The sequence below is a fragment of the Candidatus Fukatsuia anoeciicola genome (assembly GCF_964059965.1).
In the GTDB taxonomy this organism is placed as follows: Bacteria; Pseudomonadota; Gammaproteobacteria; order Enterobacterales; family Enterobacteriaceae; genus Fukatsuia; species Fukatsuia anoeciicola.
In genome coordinates, this window is the sequence record NZ_OZ060923.1 from 41,162 (window position 1) to 64,788 (window position 23,627).

The window sequence follows — 23,627 nt, forward strand, 5'->3', positions numbered from 1 at the left end:
CTGTTACTTATTCCTCAATTTTACCACCAGCTGCTTCAATAACAGTGCGGGCATTAGTACTAACACGTAAACCATAAAAAGTTATTGCGCGATTAATTTTACCAGGTAATACAACTTTCACAGATTCAACTTCAGTATTAACAATATTAGCTGCTTTTAGTATACTTAAATTAATGATATTACCTTCTATTTTAGCTAGCCTGAATAAATTGATTTCTGCAATTACAGTTTTTTTAACTTTACCACCAGCGGCTTCAATAGCAGTTTGGGCACCTTTAGTAACGCGCAAATCTCCCATACTCTCTTCATGAGTATGTTTGATAACATATAGACTACGTAAAATTATTGCACGATTAATTTTACCAGACATAATAATTTTTACAGATTTAATCTGAGAATTAATAATATTAGCAATTTTTAATGTATTTAAATCGATTATATTAGTGTCTATTGATAACAGTTCGGAAAGACGAACTTCTGCTATAAATCTAGCTTTACGAGAAATAAAGCCAAACTTTGGCAAACGACGCTGTAGAGGCATCTGGCCTCCTTCAAAACCACGACGCACACCACCACCAGATCGCGAATTCTGACCTTTATGACCACGACCACAGGTCTTACCTAAGCCAGAACCAATACCGCGACCTACACGCTTTGGTATGTTTTTTGCTCCTTTAGCTGGAGACAGAGCATTTAAACGCATTATTTGCTCTCCTCAACATTGATTTTTTTAATAACTTTTATCATGTAAGAAAGCTGTTTTATCATACCGCGTATGGAAGGGGTATCTTCGCGCTCTACAGTATGACCAATACGACGTAGTCCTAAACCAATGAGTGTTTTCTTGTGTTTAGGTAAGCGACCAATAGAACTGCGAGTTTGGGTTATTTTAATCATAGTTTTTATCACGGTTATTAGTACCCTAGAATTTCTTCAACAGTTTTACCACGCTTTGCAGCAACCATTTCTGGAGATTTCATTCTTTTTAAGGCGGCAAAAGTTGCACGAACTACATTAATTGGATTAGTAGAACCATAAGTTTTAGATAATACTTCACGAACCCCTGCAACTTCTAAAACAGAGCGCATAGCACCACCAGTAATGATGCCAGTACCTTCAGAAGCAGGTCGCATAAATACATTAGAACCCGTATGAGTGCCCTTAATAGCATACTGTAGAGTTCCATTATTTAATGGAACTTTAATCATAGAACGTCGTGCTTTTTCCATTGCTTTTTGGATTGCTGCCGGAACCTCGCGTGCTTTACCATAACCAAAACCAACGCGACCATTGCCGTCACCTATAACTGTAAGTGCAGTAAAACTAAAAATACGACCACCTTTTACAGTTTTAGATACACGATTCACCGTAATTAGCTTTTCTTGAAATTCACCAGCTTGTTTTTCAGTATGAGCCATTTTATTTTTACCTTAAAACCAAAGGCCAGCTTCACGGGCAGCATCTGCCAATGCCCTAACTCGACCATGATATTGAAAACCAGAACGATCAAAAGATACATTCTGTATATCTTTTGCTAACGCGCGTTCAGTAATTACTTTGCCAATTATTACTGCTGCATCTTTGTTACCAGTATATTTTAATTGTTCTTTAATAACTTTCTCTACTGTAGAGGCTGCTACTAAAACTTTAGAACTATTTGAATTAATAATCTGTGCATACATATGGCGTGTGGTGCGATGCACTACTAAGCAAGTTGCGCCTAGTTTTTTTAATTTACGTCGTGTACGGGTCGCACGACGGATACGGGCTACTTTTTTATCCATAGTGTACCTTATTTTTTCTTAGCTACTTTAGTACGCATGATCTCATTATTATAATGGATACCTTTACCTTTATAAGGCTCGGAACGACGATAGGCACGTAGATCTGCTGCAACCTGACCAACAACCTGTTTATCAGCGCCTCTTAGCACGATTTCAGTTTGGTTTGGACATTCAGCAGTAATACCAATTGGAAGCTTGTATTCAATAGGATGAGAAAAACCTAATGTTAAGTTTATTTTGTTGTCATTAATTTTAGCACGATAACCTACACCTACCAATTGTAGCTTCTTAGTAAAACCTTTAGTTACACCAAGAATCATAGCATTAACTAATGCACGAGCAGTACCTGCTTGTGCTGAACCTTCTATAGCACCTTCATATGAAGCGAAAAATAATGTATTTTCTTCATGCTTAATAATAACAGAACTATGGATTATACGAGTTAGCTCGCTATTTTTACTCTTAATTGAAATAACCTGACTATTGAGTGTTACCTCTATATTGGCAGGAATAATAACGGGTAATTTTGCAATACGAGACATTCTTCCTCCCAAATTAAGCTACGTAACAGATAATCTCACCACCAACTTTAGCTTTACGAGCTACATAATCAGTCATAATACCTCGAGAGGTAGAGATAATAGCAATACCTAAACCAGCCATAACCTTTGGTAGTTCATCTTTTTTCTTATAGATACGCAAACCTGGACGACTAATGCGTTGAATAGTTTCTACTACTGGCTTTCCTTCAAAGTACTTAAGCTCTAGTTCTAAGGTGAGTTTAGATTCTCCAGTAATACAGAAATTATTAATAAAACCCTCTTTTTTTAGAACTATAGCAATAGCTACTTTTAGCTTAGAGGAAGGCATAGTAACTATTACTTTGTTTGCAGCCTGACTGTTACGGATACGAGTTAACATATCTGCGATTGGATCTTGCATGCTCATTTATCTTTGCTCCAGTGATTCTTAATAGGTGATTACCAGCTAGCCTTTCTGAGGCCCGGTATTTCACCGCGCATTGCGGTTTCACGGACTTTCATGCGACTTAAGCCAAACTTTCTTAGATAAGCATGCGGACGACCAGTTTGACGACAGCGATTACGCTGACGAGATGGACTGGAATCACGTGGTAAGGTTTGTAGTTTAAGAACAGCAGCCCAGCGCTCTTCATTGCTCCAATGCGTTTCGGATGCTTTTCCTTTACTAGCAATAATACTTTTTAATTCCACGCGTTTTTTTTGATATTTAATAGCTAACTCTAAACGTTTTATTTCACGTGCTTTTAATGATTGCTTAGCCATAGGTTATAACCTTACCTTCCTTGCAAGTTGGAAATAGGAAATCATCGCGGAATGGAAATTTAAAAGCAGCTAGTAACTCATAACCATCTTTATTAGATTTTGCAGTAGTAGTAATGGTGATATCTAAGCCACGTATATGATTAATCTTATCATAGTCAATTTCTGGAAAAATAATTTGCTCATGCACCCCTATACTGTAATTTCCATTACCATCAAATGACTTAGTAGATAAACCACGAAAATCACGAATACGAGGTATAGCAATAAAAATAAGACGCTCAAAAAACCCCCACATACGTTTACCGCGCAGGGTTACCATACAACCGATTGGATAACCTTGACGAATTTTGAATCCTGCAATTGATTTACGAGCTTTAGTTATTAATGCCTTTTGGCCTGAAATAGCTGCTAAATCATTCATTGCACTATCTAATAATTTTTTATCAGAAATAGCTTCACCAACGCCCATATTTAAGGTAATTTTTTTAATCCTAGGAACTTCCATAATAGAGCTGTAACCAAGCTTAACTTTTAATTCTGGGGCTATCTTTTTTTTGTAGCAATTATGAAGTGTTGCCATCGTATTATTCCAAATTACTTACTAATTTTTTTACTAGGAACAGTTTTGCCATTAGATTTAAAGAAACGCACTTTTTTACCTTCTTGAAATCTAAAGCCCACGCGATCAGCCTTATCTGTCTCTGTGTTAATCAGTGCAACATTAGAAGCTTGAATTGCTGCCTCTTTTTTAAGAATACCACCTGGCTGCTTCTGGTTTGGAGCGGGTTTTTGATGTTTTTTAATAAAATTAATACCATTAATAATAATTTTACCAGAAGATAAAACATTCAATACTTTACCACGCTTACCTTTATCTTTTCCAACAAGTACAATTACTTCGTCATTATAACGAATTTTTGTTGCCATAGTTCACTCCTTATAGTACCTCTGGTGCTAAAGAAATAATTTTCATGAACTTATCACTACGTAGTTCACGAGTGACAGGACCAAAAACACGGGTACCAATTGGTTGTTCACTGCTATTATTTAATATAACACAAGCATTACCATCGAAGCGAATGACAGAACCATCAAGACGACGTACACCCTTCTTAGTGCGCACAACTACCGCTTTCATTACATCACCCTTTTTTACTTTTCCGCGAGGAATCGCTTCCTTGATAGAAATTTTGATGATGTCACCAATGTGTGCGTAACGGCGACGTGAGCCACCAAGAACCTTGATACACATCACGCGACGTGCACCAGAGTTATCGGCTACGACTAGCATAGTCTGTTCTTGGATCATATTAATACTCCGCTAATATCAACTATTATTTAGACCTAAATAGACACATTAGAGCCTGAGATAGACTAGTTAAGACCTAGTAAATTAAGATAAAATATTATAACATTGCTACTAGATTATAGGTAGACAAAATAAATAATACGTTTTAAATTAATTTGTTAAGTAGCAATATAAATTAAAGAATTGCTTTTTCTACAATTTTAACAAGTATCCAAGATTTAGTCTTTGATAGTGGACGGCATTCACGGACCTTTACTATGTCACCAATACTACATTCATTATCTTTATCATGTACATGTAATTTTGTTGTACGTTTTATAAATTTACCATAAACTGGATGCTTTACCATTCGCTCAATAGTAACAACAATAGATTTATCCATTTTATCACTTACTACACGACCCTGCTTCGTACGGATCTTTTTTTCAGTCATAATGCACCCGCTTTTTAGCCTCTTTAGTCTTTTTGGTTAGTAAAGTCTTAATACGTGCGATCTGTTGCCGTCCTTGTTTTAACAGATGAGTTTGCTTTAACTGATTACTAGCTATTTGCATGCGTAGGTTAAATTGTGCACGCAATAAACTAAGTAGCTCAGTGTTTAGCTCCGTAATGCTTTTTTTATGTATCTCTTTCACTTTCATTACATCACCGTCTTAGTTACAAACGTGGTTCTAACAGGTAACTTTGCTGCCGCGAGCTTAAATGCTAGACGAGCAATATCTTCAGAAACACCAGCCATTTCAAATAGCATTTTTCCTGGCTTAATTAAAGCTACCCAATACTCTACATTACCTTTACCTTTACCCATTCGTACTTCTAGTGGTTTTTGAGTGATTGGTTTATCAGGAAATATACGAATCCAAACTTTACCTTGACGCTTAATTGCACGTGTTAATGCACGACGAGCTGCTTCAATTTGACGCGCTGTTATGCGACAGCAACCGCAAGCCTTTAAGCCAAATTCACCGAAACTAATATCTCTGCCATGTGCTAGACCACGATTACGACCCTTCTGCATCTTACGGAATTTTGTGCGTTTTGGTTGTAACATCAGCGATTCTCCTTACTTGCGGCCTTTACGCTGTTGCTTTTTAGGCTGAGCAGTTTGGTCTGGTTGTTCAATAGCGGTCATACCACCCAAGATCTCACCTTTAAAGATCCAAATTTTAACGCCGATAATACCATAAGTAGTATGCGCCTCAGATGTGCTATAATCAATATCTGCACGTAATGTATGTAACGGAACACGACCTTCACGATACCACTCAGTACGCGCAATTTCAGCACCACCAAGACGACCACTAACGTTAATTCTAATACCTTTTGCACCAAGACGCATAGCATTCTGTACGGCACGCTTCATTGCACGACGGAACATAACGCGACGTTCTAACTGTGAAGTTATATTATCAGCTACTAATTTTGCATCTAATTCTGGTTTGCGAATTTCTGAAATATTAATCTGCGCTGGTACGCTAGCAATATCCGCTACCATTTTACGTAATTTTTCAATATCCTCACCTTTTTTACCAATAATAATTCCTGGTCTAGCTGTATGAATAGTTACCCGAATACTTTTTGCGGGACGTTCAATAACTATACGAGAAACAGATGCCTTTGCCAGTTCTTTATACAAAAATTGACGAACTTTAAAATCGCTATCTAGATTAATAGCGAATTCTTTAGTATCTGCATACCAAGTAGAGTTCCAGCGCTTAACAATACCTAACCGAATACCATTAGGATGTACTTTTTGACCCATTACTAGTCTCCAACAAAGTCTCGTCGATTATCGGACACAACCACAGTAATATGGCTGGTACGCTTTAGAATACGATCTGCTCGACCTTTTGCACGTGGCATAGTACGCTTCATGCTAGGACCTGCATCTACGAAAATTTTTGCAACCATAAGCTCATCAATATCAGAACCATCATTGTGTTCTGCGTTAGCAATAGCAGACTCTAATACTTTTTTAACCAAATTAGCTGCTTTTTTATTGGTATAAATTAAAGTCTCTAGAGCTTGCGATACTTTCTTTCCGCGGATTAAATCCGCCACAAGACGAACCTTCTGGGCAGAAGAATGAGCATGGCGATGTTTAGCAATAGTTTCCATCTCTCCTCCTACTTTAGCGTTTTTTAATTTTTTTATCGGCTACATGGCCGCGATAAGTACGGGTTAATGCAAATTCACCTAATTTATGCTCGATCATTTCTGAGGAAATAAATACTGGAATATGCTGATGACCATTATGGATAGCGATGGTTAAGCCAACCATTTCTGGAAGAATTGTTGAACGACGGGACCAAGTTTTAATTGGTTTTTTATCTCTATTTTCCACCGCTTTCTTTATCTTCTTCAGCAAATGATAGTCTATAAAAGGACCTTTCTTGAGAGAACGTGGCATGGCTTATCCTCTAATAATTACTTTTTATTACGGCGATATACTATAAATTTATTAGTACGTTTATTGCTACGTGTTTTTTTACCTTTAGTCTGAATACCCCATGGGGTTACTGGATGTTTACCGAAATTACGCCCCTCACCACCACCATGTGGATGATCTACTGGGTTCATTGCTGTACCACGAACAGTAGGACGAATACCGCGCCAGCGACTAGCTCCTGCTTTACCTAATTGACGTAACATGTGTTCAGTATTACCAACTTGACCTAAAGTAGCACGACAAGCAGATAAAACCTTACGTATTTCGCCAGAACGTAGACGTAGAGTAACATAAGGGCCATTGCTCGCAACAATCTCAACATATGCACCAGCAGAACGCGCTAATTGACCGCCCTTACCTGGTTTCATCTCTACGTTATGAACTTTTGATCCCATTGGAATATTATACATAGGTAGAGTATTTCCTAATTTAATTGCGGCATTAATACCCGATTGGATTGTATCTTTTGCTACTAGACCTTTTGGGGCTAGAATATAACGACGTTCACCATCTGAATATAAAACTAACGCGATATTAGCAGAACGGTTCGGATCGTACTCTAAACGTTCAATCTTAGCAGGAATACCGTCTTTATTACGCTTAAAGTCAATAAGACGATAATGTCGCTTATGGCCACCACCAATATGACGAGTAGTGATACGACCCTGGTTATTGCGACCGCCACTTTTACTTAATTTTTCAAGTAGCGAAATATAGGGCTTACCCTTATGTAACTCAGGACTAACCAATTTAACAACATGACGACGACCCGGAGATGTAGGTTTGCATTTAACAAGTAGTGCCATTGTTTACTCTCCTTCGATTTACTTTGCGTCATTGATGAAATCTAGCCTGTAGCCCTCTTTAAGGGTGACATAAGCTTTTTTCCAATCACTACGCTGACCTATACGTTGACCCCGACGCTTAGTTTTACCTTTAACTAGTAAAGTATTTACATCTTTAACTTTACTTTCAAATAATTTATTAATTACAACATTAAGTTTTGTTTTTAGCAAACCGGTATACCTAATTGATTTTGAGTCTCTTACTTCTTTTTTTGTTAGCTTATCTAAATCTATTAAAAATTTTCTAAATCCTGGTTTAGTCTTAGATTCAGCTTTAGAAAATAATTCATTCATCGCAGTCTTAGTTTCTACTTTAAGCGCTTTGCGAGCTTCAAATAACTTACTAATTACAGTATTAATTTTTATTTCACTGGGTATTATAAATATATTGTCTATTAAAGCTTTTAGTTCTGATTTAGTTATAAATTTAGTTCTAGAAAATAGATCTTCTAGTACTTTTAAAATTTCTTTTTCAGTTTTAATTTGTTTATGCAATAAGCTTTTTTGAAAACTTATTTTATTAATACTGTTAACATTAAGAAATAGTTTTTCCAAAGCATTGTCGATTCCTATTTTAGGTGCTTTTCTAATTTTACATAATTTATAGGTTTCTGTTTTAACTTCTGTTTCAGTTACTTTTTCTTTAGTTTTTTTGAATAACTCATTTATAATAATAGTAATTTTTGTTTTAAATGCACCTGTAGCTGCGAATAATTTGTGTAGTTCTGCTATGATTTCTGTATTACTTAAGAAATTTAGATTATTTACTGCTGTATTAACCTGAGTAGAAGTTACTTCGTAAGTACTAAAAAATAATTTATTTACTGCTTCTTTAATCTCTGTTTTAGTCGCATTTTTAGCAACCTTAACAACAATAGTATTATTTTTTTCCATTACTACAGTTGCCTTTTCAGATACTAATGGAACGCGTAATACTTCTAGTAAACGCTCTTCAGGAATCATGTTAGCATCTCCTCAACGCGCTTTAACGCATCAGTAGTTATTACTACTATATTAAAAGTAATTAGGCTAACTGGGTTGATACTCGTAGCATCACAAACATCAACTTTATATAAGTTACGAGCAGCCAAATATAATGTTTTATCAATTATATTAGTTATAATTAATACATCTTTTATGCCCATTTCTTTAAGCTTTTGTACTAATAACTTAGTTTTAGGTGCTATAATAGAAAACTCTTCAACAAGGATCAAACGATTCTGACGCACAAGTTCTGACAAGATACATGTCATCGCACCACGATACATTTTTTTATTTACTTTTTGACTATGATCCTGGGGTTTCGCAGCAAAAGTAACACCACCAGAACGCCAAATAGGACTTTTAACGGAACCTGCTCGCGCACGACCTGTTCCTTTTTGACGCCATGGTTTCTTACCCGAAGCTACTACTTCAGCGCGGGTTTTCTGAGCACGAGTACCTTGGCGAGATCCTGCTGCATAAGCAACAATAACCTGATGCACTAGCGCTTCATTAAAATCACGCCCGAAAGTAGTTTCGGAAACAGTCAGTACACCTGATGCGTCTTTTATTGCCAATTCCATTTTATCTCCTTGACGCTACGCCTTAACAGCTGGTTTAATAATTAAATTGCTACCAGTTGCTCCTGGTACAGCGCCCTTAACTAGCAAGAGGTTACGTTCTACATCAATATGTACTAAGTCTAGGTTTTGAATAGTTATACGTTCATTACCTAATTGACCGGCCATTTTTTTACCTTTAAATACTTTACCTGGAGTTTGGTTTTGACCGATGGAACCTGGGACACGGTGAGATAGGGAGTTACCATGAGTGGTATCTTGAGTACGGAAATTCCAGCGTTTTACTGTACCTGAAAAACCTTTACCTTTAGATGTTCCAGTAACATCAACTTTTTTAATATTTATAAAAATTTTGACGCTAATTTCATTACCAACAGCATATTCATGGCATTCTGTAGAACGAAATTCCCATAAACCACGACCTGCTTTTACACCTAATTTTTCACCTGTTTCTAAACTCATTCTTTTACGCGCATCTTCACGTGTTTTACGTGTTTTACGCGCTTTTTTACTTACCATTCTACCTAATTTTACTTTACCAGCTTCGGTAAAGTGTCCTGCCGTAGGTTTATTTATACGATTTGCTTTTTTACTACCAGTAGTAACTTGAATAGCACAATAGCCATCAGTATCTAAAGTTTTAACCTGAGTGATCCTATTATTTTCCACTTCAATAACAGTTATAGGAATTGAGACACCTTCTTTAGTAAAGATACGTGTCATGCCAAGTTTTTTACCAACTAAACCAATCATTATTTTAACCTCAATCGTTCAATGGTCTGATTAACTCAAGCTAATCTGCACATCGACACCGGCAGCTAGATCGAGGCGCATTAAGGCCTCAATAGTTGTCTCAGTTGGCTCAACAATATCAACCAGGCGCTCATGAGTACGAATTTCATATTGATCGCGTGCGTCTTTATTAACATGCGGAGAAGTTAAAATAGTAAAGCACTCCTTACGGGTTGGTAATGGGATTGGCCCACGAACTCGCGAACCAGTACGTTTTGCAGTCTCGACGATTTTTCCTGTTGATTGATCGATTAAATAATGATCAAATGCTTTCAGGCGGATACGAATCCTTTGTTTCTGCATGAGACCAGAGCTCCAATAATTTATAAAAAGCAAACAACTATCACTCTTATTTTTTAATTAATAAGAAGAAGAGTGCAGTCATTTAATATATAACTCCTCTGTCGGGAGTATTTATTTGCTGATAATATTAAAATAATGAGTTTAAACTAACTTGATAACTCACTAAGGCCTAGCAAAGTAATGCTACTATACACAAACTTTAATAGGAAACAAGTTAGTATTAATAATCTTTATAATAAAACATTAAAAGGGCACCTCTGTACCCTTTTAATGTTTAAATGTTATTGAATAATCTTAGCAACAACACCAGCACCAATAGTACGACCACCTTCACGAATCGCAAAATGTAACCCTTCATCCATTGCTATCGCATGTATTAAGGTAATCTCCATCTCAATATTATCACCTGGCATTGCCATTGCTACACCTTCTGGTAGTTCAATAGCACCAGTTACATCGGTAGTACGGAAATAGAACTGCGGACGGTATTTATTGATAAAAGGGGTATGACGACCACCTTCTTCTTTAGTAAGAACATAAATCTTTGCTTTAAATATAGTATGAGGTTTAATGCTACCTGGTTTACATAAGACTTGCCCACGTTCAATCTCTTCACGTTTAATACCACGCAATAAGACACCAATATTCTCACCTGCACGGCCTTCATCAAGTAATTTACGAAACATCTCAATACCTGTAGCAACGCTCTTAATTGTATCTTTAATACCAACTATTTCTACTTCATCACCCTTATTGATAATGCCTCGCTCTACACGACCAGTTACTACCGTACCACGACCCTCGATACTAAATACATCTTCAATTGGTAATAGAAATGGTTTATCAATATCACGTTTTGGTTCAGGAATATAGTTATCTAAACAATTAGTAAGTTCAATAATTTTTGCTTCCCATTTTTCCTCACCTTCTAATGCTTTTAGTGCTGATCCTCTTACAATTGGCGTATCGTCACCCGGAAACTCATATTGAGTAAGAAGTTCACGAATTTCCATTTCAACTAATTCTAGTAACTCTTCATCATCAACCATATCGCATTTATTCATAAACACGATCATATAAGGAACACCAACTTGGCGACCTAATAAAATATGCTCACGTGTCTGTGGCATTGGGCCATCTGTTGCGGCAACAACTAAGATTGCTCCATCCATTTGAGCTGCACCAGTAATCATATTCTTTACATAATCAGCATGTCCTGGGCAGTCAACGTGTGCATAATGACGAATTAGGGTATCGTATTCAACATGAGAAGTATTAATGGTAATACCTCGTGCTTTTTCTTCTGGCGCGTTATCTATTTGCTCAAACGCCCTAGCAGTACCGCCGTACGTTTTAGCTAATACTGAAGTAATAGCGGCAGTTAGAGTAGTTTTACCATGGTCAACATGGCCAATAGTACCTACATTAATGTGGAGCTTTTTACGTTCAAATTTTTCTTTAGACACGATTATTTCCTCACTCTAGTATTTTCTTAAAGAAAGAACACTTAATCTAAATTTTTTTTAAAATTGTAATATTATTTAGCATTACGAACTTCAATAATAGCACAAGCTACATTATGCGGTGCTTCATCGTACTGTTGAAATTCCATGGAGTAAGAAGCACGCCCTTGAGTTTGAGAACGTAAATCAGTAGCATAACCAAACATTTCAGCTAATGGCACTTTAGCGCTAATAATCTTACTAGTAGTTGTATCTTCCATGCCTTCGATTATACCACGACGACGATTTAAGTCACCAATAACATCACCCATGTAATCTTCTGGTGTTTCAACTTCAACTTTCATAATTGGTTCTAATAAAACTGGTTTTGCTTTCATAAAAGCAGCTTTAAATGCCATAGAACCTGTAATTTTAAACGCAATTTCTGAGGAATCTACTTCATGATAAGAGCCATCAAACAAAGTAACTTTAACATCAACAATGGGGTAACCAGCTAAAATACCTGTCTTTAACTGCTCCTTAATACCTTTATCTACTGCTGGTATATATTCTTTAGGAATAACACCACCAACAATATTATTAACAAATTCATAGTTTAACTTGTTATCTATTACTTCTGCATTATCATCTTTTACTAAAGGTTCAATTTTTAACCATACATGACCAAATTGACCACGACCACCAGACTGTTTTACGTGTTTTCCTTCTTGCTCAACAGTAGCTCGAATAGTTTCACGATAAGCAACCTGAGGTTTACCAACGTTTGCTTCTACATTAAATTCACGACGCATTCGTTCAACTAAAATTTCTAAATGTAATTCACCCATACCAGAAATTATAGTTTGGCCTGATTCGTCGTCAGTTCTTACACGAAAAGATGGATCTTCTTTCGCTAAACGTCCTAAAGCCATACCCATTTTTTCTTGGTCAGCTTTAGTTTTTGGTTCTACAGCAACAGAAATAACAGGTTCAGGAAACTCCATTCGTTCAAGAATAATTATACTATTAGGATTTAAGTCACATAAAGTTTCACCTGTTGTGACATCTTTCAAACCAATAGCAGCGGCAATGTCACCTGCATATACTTCTTTAATTTCTTCACGTTTATTAGCATGCATCTGCACAATACGGCCAAAGCGTTCACGCTGTTCTTTTACTGAGTTTAATACCATATCACCAGACTTAACTACGCCAGAATAAACACGGAAGAAAGTAAGATTTCCCACAAAGGGATCACTAGCAATTTTAAAAGCTAATGCAGAAAATGGTTCTTTATCACTAGATTGACGTTCAGCTGGAGTATTGTCATTCAATGTTCCATTAATTGCTGGAATATCAGTAGGTGCTGGTAAATATTCGATAATAGCATCTAGTAAAGCCTGTACGCCTTTATTTTTAAATGCAGAACCACAGGTAACTAAAATAATTTCATTTTTTAATACTCGATCACGTAAACTTTTTCTAATCTCTTCTTCTGTTAGAGAATTACTATCAGTAAAAAATTTATCTGTCAGTTCATCTGAAGCTTCAGCGGCCGCTGCAACTAAATATTCACGCCATTCATTAGCTAATGCTTGCATATCGAATGGGATATCCTGATATTTAAAAGTGACTCCTTGATCATGATCACTCCAGTTAATAGCTTTCATTTTTACTAGATCAATAACACCAGTAAAATTATCTTCTGCACCTATAGCTAATTGAATTGGTACTGGATTTGTATTTAAACGATCTCGTAATTGCTTAATAACACGTAGAAAGTTAGCGCCCATACGATCCATTTTATTAATGAACGCAATACGTGGAACTTTATATTTATTCGCTTGACGCCATACAGTTTCAGATTGCGGTTGAACACCACCAACAGCACAATAAATCATTACTGCACCATCAAGAACGCGCATGGAACGTTCTACTTCAATAGTAAAATCAACATGTCCTGGAGTATCAATGATATTAATATGATGAGATGCAAATTGTTTAGCCATGCCAGACCAAAAGCAGGTAGTAGCAGCAGAAGTAATTGTAATCCCTCGTTCCTGCTCCTGTTCCATCCAGTCCATAGTTGCCGCTCCATCATGCACTTCACCGATTTTATGATTCACACCAGTATAAAACAAAATTCGTTCAGTAGTAGTTGTTTTACCAGCATCGATATGCGCACTAATACCAATATTACGATAGTGCTCAATGGGCGTTTTACGAGCCATGTAATTTCTCCTAAAGGTTCAGGTTAACCTATATACTAAACTTGCTACTATAGTATTTCCATGGTTAGTATATTCCTGCTTAGTAATTAACGAATAGTACTAAAATTACCAACGGTAGTGAGCAAATGCTTTGTTAGCTTCAGCTGTACGATGAACATCTTCACGTTTTTTAATAGCGGCACCTTTGTTTTCTACTGCATCAAATAATTCATTCGCTAAGCGTAAAGCCATTGACTTGTCGTTACGTTTACGTGCAGAATCAACAATCCAACGCATTGCTAAAGCATTACGGCGAACCGGACGGACTTCAACCGGTACCTGATAAGTAGAACCACCAACGCGGCGCGATTTAACTTCTACTGTAGGACGTACGTTATTTAACGCTATTTCAAAAGCTTCTAAATAATTTTTACTAGAACGCTGTGCTAGATTTTCTAGCGAACTATAGACGATAGCTTCAGCAATAGATTTCTTGCCATCTACCATCAGGATATTAATAAATTTAGCTAATAACTCAGATCCAAATTTAGGATCTGGTAAAATTTTACGTTGGCCAATAATGCGACGACGTGGCATGATAATAACTCCGTTGATAATTCAGGGTTGTCCAAAATTCTGTGAGTTTATTTTAATATTAGAATAATAATATTTAGCCTTACTTAACGAAGTACCATTAAGATTTAGGTTTTTTCACACCATATTTAGAACGTGCTTGTTTACGGTCTTTAACCCCTGAGCAATCAAGCGCTCCACGAACAACATGATAACGAACACCAGGTAAATCTTTAACACGACCACCACGAGTTAAAACTACTGAGTGCTCCTGTAAGTTATGGCCTTCGCCACCAATATAAGAAGTTACTTCAAATCCATTAGTTAAACGTACACGACATACTTTACGCATTGCAGAGTTAGGTTTTTTTGGTGTAGTGGTATATACGCGAGTACAAACCCCACGTTTTTGCGGGCAAGCTTCCAGAGCAGGAACATTACTTTTTATAATTTTACTACTACGTGGCTTACGAACTAACTGGTTAATCGTTGTCATTATTAAATAAACTCCTAGCTTTCTTTATAAATGATAATAAATTATTCTCCCTGTGCATAACTGGCAAATTAAGAGAACGTAAAATTTTATGGCTGACAATACAAGGAGTCAAGAAATATACAATATTACCTAGATTATTGTATCTTATTATGCTTACCATCTAAATATTAATAATGTTTAATAGTAAGGTTAATGAAAGTATTATAGTTAATTACCTTAATATAATCTGTAATTTGATAATGTAAGTCTTGTATTACTAAATCATCTTCCAGCACAAACAGATTTTTTAATTGACTTAATATTAATTTATAAACTATATTCTTTTTATTAAAACTATTACGCCATCCTATAAAAATAAGATATTATCCTATAGTGTTACTACCTTAATAGAGAAACTAAATTACATTAATATGGAAAATAACTAATACTATACACTATATTAGCATCCTATCCTGATTAATAACTTTAGAGTCTTATTATAAATCTTTTCGCTGTGCTTAAAAGAAAAAACACAGATATAATATATCCTATTCTTTTATTGCATATAAAATAGAGTACATAGTATTTAGTATATTTTTTATAAAATAGTAACGAATATAAGAGATTTAGAATAGGTTTTTAAAATATTAGTTTAATATCATAAATCTTTAGTTGAAGGCTCAAATCTATTAGAAACAATAAGATAATATCATTAATAATCTATTTGTTATCAATATTAAGTCTATGTTGCTTTAATAAAGTTTTGCATAGATAGTATTTTTATATTATATAATGATAGTATACTAAAAAATAGTAATATAGTCTTAAACTAAAAATTTTTTAGTTATTATTTATGATGATAGCTATAACACGTTATTAACAATAAAGAAAAATAACAATTCTATCTGTATTATCCATTAACACTAAATTAGCAAATAGTGCATCTAACTTTTCTCTATCTACGATAGAATTATGAGTTGATCATGTAAAAACAAAAGCGACTGAATTAATTTTTTTATTATTAAGTTATATATTAAAATTAAAATTGCACTATGCGATCACAGATCCATAATATTTCAGCTAATACACCCAAACTGCTAAATATAAAATTAGATTATAAACTAGCAGTATACTAAGATTATCCTGTACCACTTTATTGCTAATATTACGCCATAATGCCACTGCTATGCAGACGTTAAGTATTATTTTTACCACGAAATAACTTTTGTCATGCTCTTATACAAGATTAAATTCATCTGTGACCGGTGCTGTTAATTGATTCGCATTCAATGCCTATTAGCGATAAAAAATACTAGCTAATTGATAACCTGTAATTAATAGTGCTTACATAAATTGATAAGTACTACTAGCTTGTTAAGTGTCTATATGTAAGGACTAGTAACTAATAAATAATAATTCAAATAAAATATTTTGACTACCTCATGAAATTTATAGTGTAAAAAGATTATAACTTTAAACACAATAATGTTTATAACAGTTACTTAGTAAGCATTAAGATTTTTCTATTTTTTATTCTTATAGAGAATATATCTGATAGTACTATCTTAAATATTAGTGTAAATTTAATAGAGATGCTAGCTAGAATACTATTTTTACTACATGTTAAATCAGGTAGGATTATTAAAGTAGTTTTAACTCTTTCCCAGTTTTTTGATACCTCATATTCACTAAGAATTATGCTATTAAGATATAAAAAGTTATCTTACTACGTTTATAAGAGTTATTAAATTTAGCACCATCAACCAGAGTACTTTTATAATTAGCTTTTATGATATTATTATTTTTTAGTGTGGTGCTAATTTTAACTCTTCTATTTTATTAGTAATCCTAACTATTTTCACTAATTAATTTAGATAAAATTAGTAAGCATATAAGCAAAATTTATTTATAGTTACTAAAAATTTATTAATTGATATTTAATTAAGGATGCCTAATAAATTAGTACACATTCTAGTTACTAAAGCATAAATTATAGAGTTTATGCTAAATTTTTATAGAAAAATTTGATATGCTTTAATGCATGACAGATAACCTGATTACTTATACTAGATGCATAGTACATGTTATTAAGTATCAGAAAAATTATAATTTTATTTAATTATTTATATAAAAAATACTTACTATGCTTCCCATTTGTAGAAGCATAGTAAGTAAATAAACTAGACTGTTTTAAATTCTACTTCTGCTTTATAGAAACGTGATGTAATTTTTTTACAAGGTTCTGCTCCCATAAGACTTATAATAATAATAGAGAGGCTCGCTAAAAAGAAACCAGGAATAATCTCATATAGATTTAACCAACCAAAATGTTTCCAAATAATAACGGTCATCGTACCAACTATAATACCAATTAGTGCACCATTACGTGTCATTCTTGACCAAATCACAGAGATTAAAACGACTGGTCCAAACGCGGCACCAAAACCAGCCCAAGCATAACTAACTAAACCAAGTACACGGTTATTTGGATTTGCTGCTAGCATAATAGCAACCAATGAAATTAACAATACCATAAAACGACCTACGTAAACTAATTCTTTTTGGCTAGCAGTTTTACGAAAAAATGCTTTATATAAATCTTCTGTTATTACACTTGAACACACTAATAACTGACAACTTAGTGAACTCATTACTGCGGCTAAAATTGCAGATAAAACTATACCAGCAACCCATGGGTTAAATAATAATTTAGCTAGTTCAATAAATATTCGCTCTCCATTACGAGATACATTACTAGCTAGTTCAGGGTGATTTTCAAAATAGGCAATACCAAAAAAACCTATAGCAATAGTGCCTGCTAGACATAAAATCATCCAAATCATACTAATACGTCTTGCATTATGAATAGTATGATGCGTGTCTGCTGCCATAAAACGTGCTAAAATATGTGGTTGCCCAAAGTAGCCTAACCCCCATCCCAATAAAGAAATAATTGCTACTAAATTTAAACCATTAAATATATTAATATTAGCTGGATTCTTTGCTTCTATCACCATGATTGATGCGTTAATACCACCGACAGATAATATTACAATAATAGGTGTTAGAAGTAGAGCAAAAATAATTAAAGTAGCCTGTACAGTATCTGTCCAGCTTACCGCCAAAAATCCACCAATAAACGTATAAGCAATAGTAGCTACTGCCCCAACCCATAATGCATTTTGATAATTTATATCAAAGATACTTTCAAACAACCGTGCACCAGCAACAATTCCAGATGCGCAATAAATAGTAAAAAAAATTAATATTACTACTGCTGATATTATGCGTAATACTTTACTTTTATCGCCAAATCGACTAGTAAAATAATCAGGTAATGTTAATGCATTATTATTTACTTCAGTATGAATACGTAAACGTCCTGCTACTAGCTTCCAGTTAAGATAAGCACCAATAATTAATCCAATAGCAATCCAACTTTCTGAAATACCGTACATAAAAATAGTACCAGGCAAACCCATGAGTAACCAACCACTCATATCTGAAGCGCCAGCAGATAAAGCAGTGACAACACTACCCACGCTACGGCCACCTAAAATATAATCATCAAAATTATTAGTTGCCCTATAAGCCATTAATCCAATAAGAATCATCCCAAGAATATAAATTGAAAAAGTTACTAGCATTGGTGTATTTGTTGTCATGCAACGTCTCCATAGTCATCTATTTATATCTTGCTTTATTAGGTACCTATTACGAAAGCTAAAAGTTATCTGCAACATAGTGTTTGCCACCTTTATATATGTAATTTAAGAAGTCAAGCACTAGGTCATTGAATTCATATTATTTCATAATAGGTCTATTCTGGTATTATGTTGATTTTTTTATACTTAACTATATAATATAATTTAGTAATAAATAAAATTATTACAAAAAATTTATTTATATTCTTTATTAATTTAATTCTTGATAGAGTTATCTAATTAGTTTTTTATGAAACTATTATTTTTTACTATGTAATAGATAAAACTTTAGATTTACTAAAAAGTAATGTAAAAATTAATCTAGGTAACACATTTATTTCTAAGAGTTTTCATTTTTCATTACAAGATAAATAATATAATAGAAAAATTAATTATAAACTTTATAGTTCATAATAACTACTATGATTATAGTAGAAAATGATATAAATATTGGCTTGAAATGTCAAAAAACCTGACTAACTGACAGTTTATCATTTTTATGCATTGTTTGTATAAAAATAGAACACGCTGGATATTCGCGCCATAACAAATTATTATCCTACTAAATTTAAAAAATAATATAAAGGAGCTAAATGGCATGGGTGGTACAAAAACTGGCGTGAGATTAGATGAAATCACTTATAACCGGATAAAAATAGCAGCACAAAACATTAATAGAACACCGCATTGGTTAATCAAGCAGGCCATTTTAAACTACCTAACTTACTTAGAAAAAAATAAAATAGTGCCAGAAATAAAAACATCAGATAATTGTTATGTTACTGAAGTATATAATGAGTTATCACAAGAGCCAATATTTATCCATCAACCTTTTTTAAATTTTGCTACACATATACTGCCACAATCAACAATACGTACTGCTATTACTGCCGCCTATCGTCGCCCAGAAAATGAAATTATTCCAGCATTACTAAAACAAGCACGCTTACCTGTTAATCTTACGCAAGCGACTTATAAACTCGCTTATGATATTGCTAAAAAATTACGTAATAAAAAAGAAACAAATAGTCGTTCAGGAATAGTACAAAGCTTATTACAAGAATTTTCGTTATCTTCTCAAGAAGGTATTGTTTTGATGTGTTTAGCTGAAGCACTATTACGCATTCCTGATAAACAAACCCGTGATATTTTAATTCGTGATAAAATTAGCCAAGGAAATTGGTGCTCTCATCTTGGTCATAGTTCTTCTTTATTTGTTAATGCAACAACTTGGGGCCTATTACTTACTGGTCGTCTAGTTTCTATAGATAATAAAACTAAGCTTACTAGTTCGCTGAACTATATAATCAGTAAAAGTGGTGAACCATTGATCCGTAAAGCAGTAAGTGTGGCAATAAGTCTTATGGGCACACAATTTATTGCTGGAAAGACTATTACTAAAGCCCTTGTTAATGCAAGAAAACAGAAGAATACAGGTTTTCGTTATTCTTATGATATGTTAGGTGAGGCTGCATTAACAGAAGAAGATGCTCAGGCATATATGGTTTCTTATCAAGAGGCAATTCATGCTATAGGAAAAGCTTCTCATGGTCTTGGTATTTATGAAGGGCCAGGCATATCAATTAAGCTTTCTGCGCTACACCCACGCTACTGTCGTGCTCAATATGAACGTGTAATAGATGAACTCTATCCTCGCTTGCTATCATTAATATTACAAGCTATGCAGTATGATATAGGTATTAATATTGATGCAGAAGAAGCTGAACATTTAGAGATTTCTCTAGATTTATTAGAAAAATTATGTTACGAACCGCAATTAGTAGGTTGGAATGGTATTGGGTTTGTAATTCAAGCTTATCAAAAACGTTGTTTATTTGTTATTGATGCAATTATCCATATAGCGCAACGGAGTAATCGCCGTTTAATGATTCGTCTTGTTAAAGGTGCATACTGGGATAGCGAAATTAAACGCGCTCAAATTGATGGTCAGGAAGGTTATCCGGTCTATACTCGTAAGATCTATACTGATATTGCTTATCTTGCTTGTGCCCGTAAGTTATTATCTGTACCAAATTTAATTTATCCACAATTTGCTACCCATAATGCTTACACGCTAGCAGCTATTTATTATCTAGCTGGACAAAATTACTATCCTGGTCAATATGAGTTTCAATGTTTATATGGTATGGGTGAACCATTATATGAACAGGTAGTTGGTCAAGTCATTGAAGGTAAACTCAATCGTCCATGTCGAGTTTATGCCCCGGTAGGAACCCATGAAACTTTATTAGCTTACCTAGTACGTCGTTTATTAGAAAATGGTGCTAACACTTCATTTGTCAATCAAATTGCTGATACTACATTAGCATTAGATGATCTAGTTGCTGATCCTATTAAAGCAGTAGAGACAATAGCAGCATTAGAAGGAAGATTAGGTTTACCACATCCGCAAATTCCTTTACCAAAATATCTATATGGTCAGGATCGTCTTAATTCTAGGGGGTTGGATTTATCAAATGAACAATGCTTAGCTTCTTTATCTATATCATTAAGCGCTAAGTTAGATAGTGATGATCCGCTATGGTATTCACAGCCAATTATTGCTACTAAATTTAATCAGGATCTTATTCAAAACCCTAAAAAACCTATTATAAACCCAGCAGAGCCAAGAGATATAGTCGGTTATGTGCGCGAAACAACTAAAGAAGAAGTTAATCAAGCGTTAGATGCTGCTACCTCTAATTCAACCTGGTTTTCAACATCTTCCTCTGAACGTGCTGCTATTCTATTACGAGCTGCAGAATTGATGGAAGATCAAATGCAGAGTTTAATTGGCATCTTAGTACGTGAGGCTGGTAAAACTTTTAATAATGCTATTGCCGAAGTGCGTGAATCTATAGATTTTTTGCGTTATTACGCTATAATGGCACGCGATGATTTTCTTAATAAAAATTACTACCCTCTAGGGGCTGTAGTCTGTATTAGTCCATGGAATTTTCCACTTGCTATTTTTACTGGACAAGTTGCTGCTGCCCTTGCTGCAGGCAATGCAGTGTTAGCAAAGCCTGCAGAACCTACCCCACTAGTAGCAGCAAAAGCTGTAGTAATTTTGCTACAGGCAGGTATTCCTCAAAATGCTTTACAATTATTACCAGGTAAAGGGGAAAAAGTTGGCGCGTGGCTTGTTAATGATCAACGTATATGTGGTGTAATATTTACTGGTTCAACAAAAATTGCAAATTTATTACAACGCAATATAGCTGGCCGTTTAGGACCACAAGGTCAGCCTATTCCATTAATTGCTGAAACTGGTGGTCTAAATGCCATGATTGTCGATTCTTCAGCTCTAACAGAACAAGTTGTCACTGATGTTATTGCTTCTGCATTTGATAGTGCCGGACAACGTTGTTCTGCTTTACGTATTCTATGTATTCAGGAAGATATTGCTGAACGTACCTTACATATGTTACATAAAGCAATGGCTGAATACCGCATGGGTAATCCAGAACGTTTATCCACGGATATTGGCCCTGTTATTACTCGTATTGCTAAAGAAGATATTGAAAACCATATTCAAGAAATGCGCATTAAAGGACATAGAGTGTATCAGGCTGCAAGATCTAATGTTTATGATGAAAAAGAGTGGCAACATGGTACTTTTGTTATGCCAACTTTAATAGAATTAGAAAATTTTGAAGATTTGCAAAAAGAAGTTTTTGGTCCTGTATTGCATGTTATCCGTTTTAAACAACAAGATCTAGATATATTAGTTAATAAAATTAATGCTACAGGTTATGGTTTAACTTTAGGTATTCATACTAGAATAGATGAAACAGTTTCGCGAGTTACTAAACATGCTAAAGTAGGTAATATTTATGTAAATCGTAATATTGTAGGTGCAGTAGTTGGAGTACAACCTTTTGGTGGTGAAGGATTATCTGGTACTGGGCCAAAAGCAGGTGGCCCACTTTACTTGTATCGCTTATTATCACAATATCCAAAAAATGCTTTATTAATAACATTAACCCGCCAAAACAGCCATAAAATACAAGGTATTAATGAGCGTAAACACTTATTAGTAGCTTATAATGCTTTAATTAAATTTTTGTTAACTAAACAAAAAAAAGAACAACAACAGTTAAAATGGCTTCCGTTAATTCAAGATTATGCTAAATTAGCACAAGGAGGTACTGTATATTTATTACCTGGGCCAACTGGTGAACGCAATACCTATACTCTATTACCTAAAGAAAGAGTTCTTTGCCTGGCTGATAATGATGATGATATCTTAATTCAGCTTGCAGCTGTATTAGCAGTAGGTAGTCAGGTGCTTTGGGTGGATAATAGATTACAAAAAGAGCTATTTTACCAATTACCAGCAACTGTGCAATCTTATATTAGTTTTAGTCACGATTGGAAGATGAGTAATATTTTCTTTGACGCAGTTATATTTCATGGTGATACTGAACAATTACGCATACTTTGTAAACAAATATCACAAAGAGATGGGCCTATTATTTCAGTACAGGGTTTCTCTCGAGGGGAAAGTAATATTCTATTGGAACGTTTATTAATTGAACATACTCTTAGTATCAATACAGCTGCAGTAGGAGGTAATATGAGCTTAATGACTATTAATTAATGATTTTTACTAATTTCAATAGATAGTAAAACTAATAGAAGCTCTTTGGAGCCTTTAGATTATTATAATAATAATAATTGATATAAATTTGACTGTATTATTAATATTAAAAATTTATTAATAAAAGCTATTTTACTATAAAAATAAATTTTTATATAAATCACTTTTAGTAAAATAGAAAAATAATATATTTGATTTCCTTGTAACTAGAATTTATGTAAGAATTTTAGTAAAATTTCTTAAATAGAAAATCTATAAAATCTTAAATAATA

Annotated in this window: 28 protein-coding genes and 2 pseudogenes; 1 reads left to right on the plus strand and 29 read right to left on the minus strand. The window is 34.3% G+C overall.

Annotated elements, in window-relative coordinates; genetic code table 11:
* Nucleotides 1-7: 7 nt before the first annotated feature.
* The 29 genes and pseudogenes from AB4W73_RS00155 to putP all read right to left on the minus strand — a co-directional run bounded on the left by AB4W73_RS00155 (nucleotide 8) and on the right by putP (nucleotide 18,713).
* Nucleotides 8-223, minus strand: coding sequence for an uL15 family ribosomal protein (locus tag AB4W73_RS00155; protein ID WP_367680721.1), 216 nt, complete (start codon nucleotides 221-223; stop codon nucleotides 8-10).
* Between the two features lie 6 nt (nucleotides 224-229).
* A pseudogene (gene rplO, locus AB4W73_RS00160) lies at nucleotides 230-703 on the minus strand (50S ribosomal protein L15); the annotation flags it as partial.
* A complete protein-coding gene (gene rpmD, locus AB4W73_RS00165) occupies nucleotides 703-909 on the minus strand; it encodes a 50S ribosomal protein L30 (RefSeq protein ID WP_367680457.1) in 207 nt (68 codons plus the stop codon). The gene rpmD and the pseudogene rplO, both read right to left, overlap by 1 nt.
* Before the next feature lie 5 nt (nucleotides 910-914).
* On the minus strand, nucleotides 915-1,418 hold the full coding sequence (rpsE, locus tag AB4W73_RS00170) for a 30S ribosomal protein S5 (RefSeq protein ID WP_367680458.1): 504 nt from the start codon (nucleotides 1,416-1,418) through the stop codon (nucleotides 915-917).
* A gap of 12 nt (nucleotides 1,419-1,430) precedes the next feature.
* Nucleotides 1,431-1,784: a 50S ribosomal protein L18 gene (gene rplR, locus AB4W73_RS00175; RefSeq protein ID WP_367680459.1), complete on the minus strand. Its 354-nt coding sequence runs from the start codon at nucleotides 1,782-1,784 to the stop codon at nucleotides 1,431-1,433.
* Nucleotides 1,785-1,792: 8 nt separating this feature from the next.
* Nucleotides 1,793-2,326 carry a 50S ribosomal protein L6 gene (gene rplF / locus AB4W73_RS00180; protein WP_367680460.1) on the minus strand — a complete coding sequence of 178 codons (534 nt, stop codon included), beginning with the start codon at nucleotides 2,324-2,326 and terminating at the stop codon, nucleotides 1,793-1,795.
* A gap of 13 nt (nucleotides 2,327-2,339) precedes the next feature.
* Complete coding sequence (rpsH, locus tag AB4W73_RS00185; protein ID WP_367680461.1) at nucleotides 2,340-2,732, minus strand: 30S ribosomal protein S8; 393 nt, start codon at nucleotides 2,730-2,732, stop codon at nucleotides 2,340-2,342.
* Nucleotides 2,733-2,764: 32 nt separating this feature from the next.
* Nucleotides 2,765-3,088 (minus strand): 30S ribosomal protein S14, encoded by a 324-nt coding sequence (rpsN, locus tag AB4W73_RS00190; protein WP_367680462.1) that lies wholly within the window; start codon nucleotides 3,086-3,088, stop codon nucleotides 2,765-2,767.
* Nucleotides 3,081-3,668, minus strand: coding sequence for a 50S ribosomal protein L5 (rplE, locus tag AB4W73_RS00195; protein WP_367680463.1), 588 nt, complete (start codon nucleotides 3,666-3,668; stop codon nucleotides 3,081-3,083). Before rplE ends, rpsN begins: the two co-directional genes overlap by 8 nt.
* Nucleotides 3,669-3,682: 14 nt before the next feature.
* Nucleotides 3,683-4,015 (minus strand): 50S ribosomal protein L24, encoded by a 333-nt coding sequence (rplX, locus tag AB4W73_RS00200; RefSeq protein ID WP_367680464.1) that lies wholly within the window; start codon nucleotides 4,013-4,015, stop codon nucleotides 3,683-3,685.
* 10 nt (nucleotides 4,016-4,025) lie between these two features.
* The gene (rplN, locus tag AB4W73_RS00205) at nucleotides 4,026-4,397 is read right to left on the minus strand and encodes a 50S ribosomal protein L14 (protein ID WP_367680465.1); all 372 of its coding nucleotides are present in this window, start codon (nucleotides 4,395-4,397) and stop codon (nucleotides 4,026-4,028) included.
* 175 nt (nucleotides 4,398-4,572) lie between these two features.
* Nucleotides 4,573-4,830, minus strand: a complete 258-nt coding sequence (gene rpsQ, locus AB4W73_RS00210) for a 30S ribosomal protein S17 (protein ID WP_367680466.1) — start codon at nucleotides 4,828-4,830, stop codon at nucleotides 4,573-4,575.
* Nucleotides 4,823-5,038: a 50S ribosomal protein L29 gene (rpmC, locus tag AB4W73_RS00215; protein ID WP_367680467.1), complete on the minus strand. Its 216-nt coding sequence runs from the start codon at nucleotides 5,036-5,038 to the stop codon at nucleotides 4,823-4,825. The genes rpsQ and rpmC overlap by 8 nt, the downstream gene beginning before the upstream one ends.
* Nucleotides 5,038-5,448 carry a 50S ribosomal protein L16 gene (gene rplP, locus AB4W73_RS00220; RefSeq protein WP_367680468.1) on the minus strand — a complete coding sequence of 137 codons (411 nt, stop codon included), beginning with the start codon at nucleotides 5,446-5,448 and terminating at the stop codon, nucleotides 5,038-5,040. Before rplP ends, rpmC begins: the two co-directional genes overlap by 1 nt.
* Nucleotides 5,449-5,460: 12 nt before the next feature.
* A complete protein-coding gene (gene rpsC / locus AB4W73_RS00225; RefSeq protein WP_367680469.1) occupies nucleotides 5,461-6,159 on the minus strand; it encodes a 30S ribosomal protein S3 in 699 nt (232 codons plus the stop codon).
* 2 nt (nucleotides 6,160-6,161) lie between these two features.
* Nucleotides 6,162-6,515: a 50S ribosomal protein L22 gene (rplV, locus tag AB4W73_RS00230; RefSeq protein WP_367680470.1), complete on the minus strand. Its 354-nt coding sequence runs from the start codon at nucleotides 6,513-6,515 to the stop codon at nucleotides 6,162-6,164.
* 13 nt (nucleotides 6,516-6,528) lie between these two features.
* On the minus strand, nucleotides 6,529-6,807 hold the full coding sequence (gene rpsS, locus AB4W73_RS00235; RefSeq protein ID WP_367680471.1) for a 30S ribosomal protein S19: 279 nt from the start codon (nucleotides 6,805-6,807) through the stop codon (nucleotides 6,529-6,531).
* 17 nt (nucleotides 6,808-6,824) lie between these two features.
* Nucleotides 6,825-7,652, minus strand: coding sequence for a 50S ribosomal protein L2 (gene rplB, locus AB4W73_RS00240; RefSeq protein WP_367680472.1), 828 nt, complete (start codon nucleotides 7,650-7,652; stop codon nucleotides 6,825-6,827).
* 18 nt (nucleotides 7,653-7,670) lie between these two features.
* Entirely contained in the window at nucleotides 7,671-7,985 is a 315-nt protein-coding gene (locus tag AB4W73_RS00245) for a 50S ribosomal protein L23 (RefSeq protein ID WP_367680722.1), read from the minus strand.
* Between the two features lie 483 nt (nucleotides 7,986-8,468).
* Nucleotides 8,469-8,654, minus strand: a pseudogene (gene rplW / locus AB4W73_RS00250) (50S ribosomal protein L23); the annotation flags it as partial.
* Nucleotides 8,651-9,256 carry a 50S ribosomal protein L4 gene (gene rplD / locus AB4W73_RS00255; protein ID WP_367680473.1) on the minus strand — a complete coding sequence of 202 codons (606 nt, stop codon included), beginning with the start codon at nucleotides 9,254-9,256 and terminating at the stop codon, nucleotides 8,651-8,653. The pseudogene rplW and the gene rplD, both read right to left, overlap by 4 nt.
* A gap of 15 nt (nucleotides 9,257-9,271) precedes the next feature.
* Complete coding sequence (gene rplC, locus AB4W73_RS00260) at nucleotides 9,272-10,006, minus strand: 50S ribosomal protein L3 (RefSeq protein ID WP_367680474.1); 735 nt, start codon at nucleotides 10,004-10,006, stop codon at nucleotides 9,272-9,274.
* Nucleotides 10,007-10,036: 30 nt separating this feature from the next.
* Nucleotides 10,037-10,348, minus strand: a complete 312-nt coding sequence (gene rpsJ / locus AB4W73_RS00265) for a 30S ribosomal protein S10 (RefSeq protein WP_367680475.1) — start codon at nucleotides 10,346-10,348, stop codon at nucleotides 10,037-10,039.
* Between the two features lie 281 nt (nucleotides 10,349-10,629).
* On the minus strand, nucleotides 10,630-11,814 hold the full coding sequence (gene tuf, locus AB4W73_RS00270) for an elongation factor Tu (RefSeq protein ID WP_367680476.1): 1,185 nt from the start codon (nucleotides 11,812-11,814) through the stop codon (nucleotides 10,630-10,632).
* Nucleotides 11,815-11,885: 71 nt separating this feature from the next.
* Nucleotides 11,886-14,021 (minus strand): elongation factor G, encoded by a 2,136-nt coding sequence (gene fusA, locus AB4W73_RS00275; protein WP_367680477.1) that lies wholly within the window; start codon nucleotides 14,019-14,021, stop codon nucleotides 11,886-11,888.
* Between the two features lie 105 nt (nucleotides 14,022-14,126).
* The gene (gene rpsG / locus AB4W73_RS00280; RefSeq protein WP_367680478.1) at nucleotides 14,127-14,597 is read right to left on the minus strand and encodes a 30S ribosomal protein S7; all 471 of its coding nucleotides are present in this window, start codon (nucleotides 14,595-14,597) and stop codon (nucleotides 14,127-14,129) included.
* A 97-nt stretch (nucleotides 14,598-14,694) separates the two neighbouring features.
* Nucleotides 14,695-15,069 carry a 30S ribosomal protein S12 gene (gene rpsL, locus AB4W73_RS00285; RefSeq protein WP_367680479.1) on the minus strand — a complete coding sequence of 125 codons (375 nt, stop codon included), beginning with the start codon at nucleotides 15,067-15,069 and terminating at the stop codon, nucleotides 14,695-14,697.
* A 167-nt stretch (nucleotides 15,070-15,236) separates the two neighbouring features.
* The gene (locus AB4W73_RS00290) at nucleotides 15,237-15,425 is read right to left on the minus strand and encodes a DsrH/TusB family sulfur metabolism protein (RefSeq protein ID WP_367680723.1); all 189 of its coding nucleotides are present in this window, start codon (nucleotides 15,423-15,425) and stop codon (nucleotides 15,237-15,239) included.
* Between the two features lie 1,803 nt (nucleotides 15,426-17,228).
* A complete protein-coding gene (putP, locus tag AB4W73_RS00295; RefSeq protein WP_367680480.1) occupies nucleotides 17,229-18,713 on the minus strand; it encodes a sodium/proline symporter PutP in 1,485 nt (494 codons plus the stop codon).
* A gap of 637 nt (nucleotides 18,714-19,350) precedes the next feature.
* On the opposite strand from putP, the gene putA reads away from it, so the two are divergent.
* Complete coding sequence (putA, locus tag AB4W73_RS00300; protein WP_367680481.1) at nucleotides 19,351-23,355, plus strand: trifunctional transcriptional regulator/proline dehydrogenase/L-glutamate gamma-semialdehyde dehydrogenase; 4,005 nt, start codon at nucleotides 19,351-19,353, stop codon at nucleotides 23,353-23,355.
* The last annotated feature ends 272 nt before the right edge of the window (nucleotides 23,356-23,627 follow it).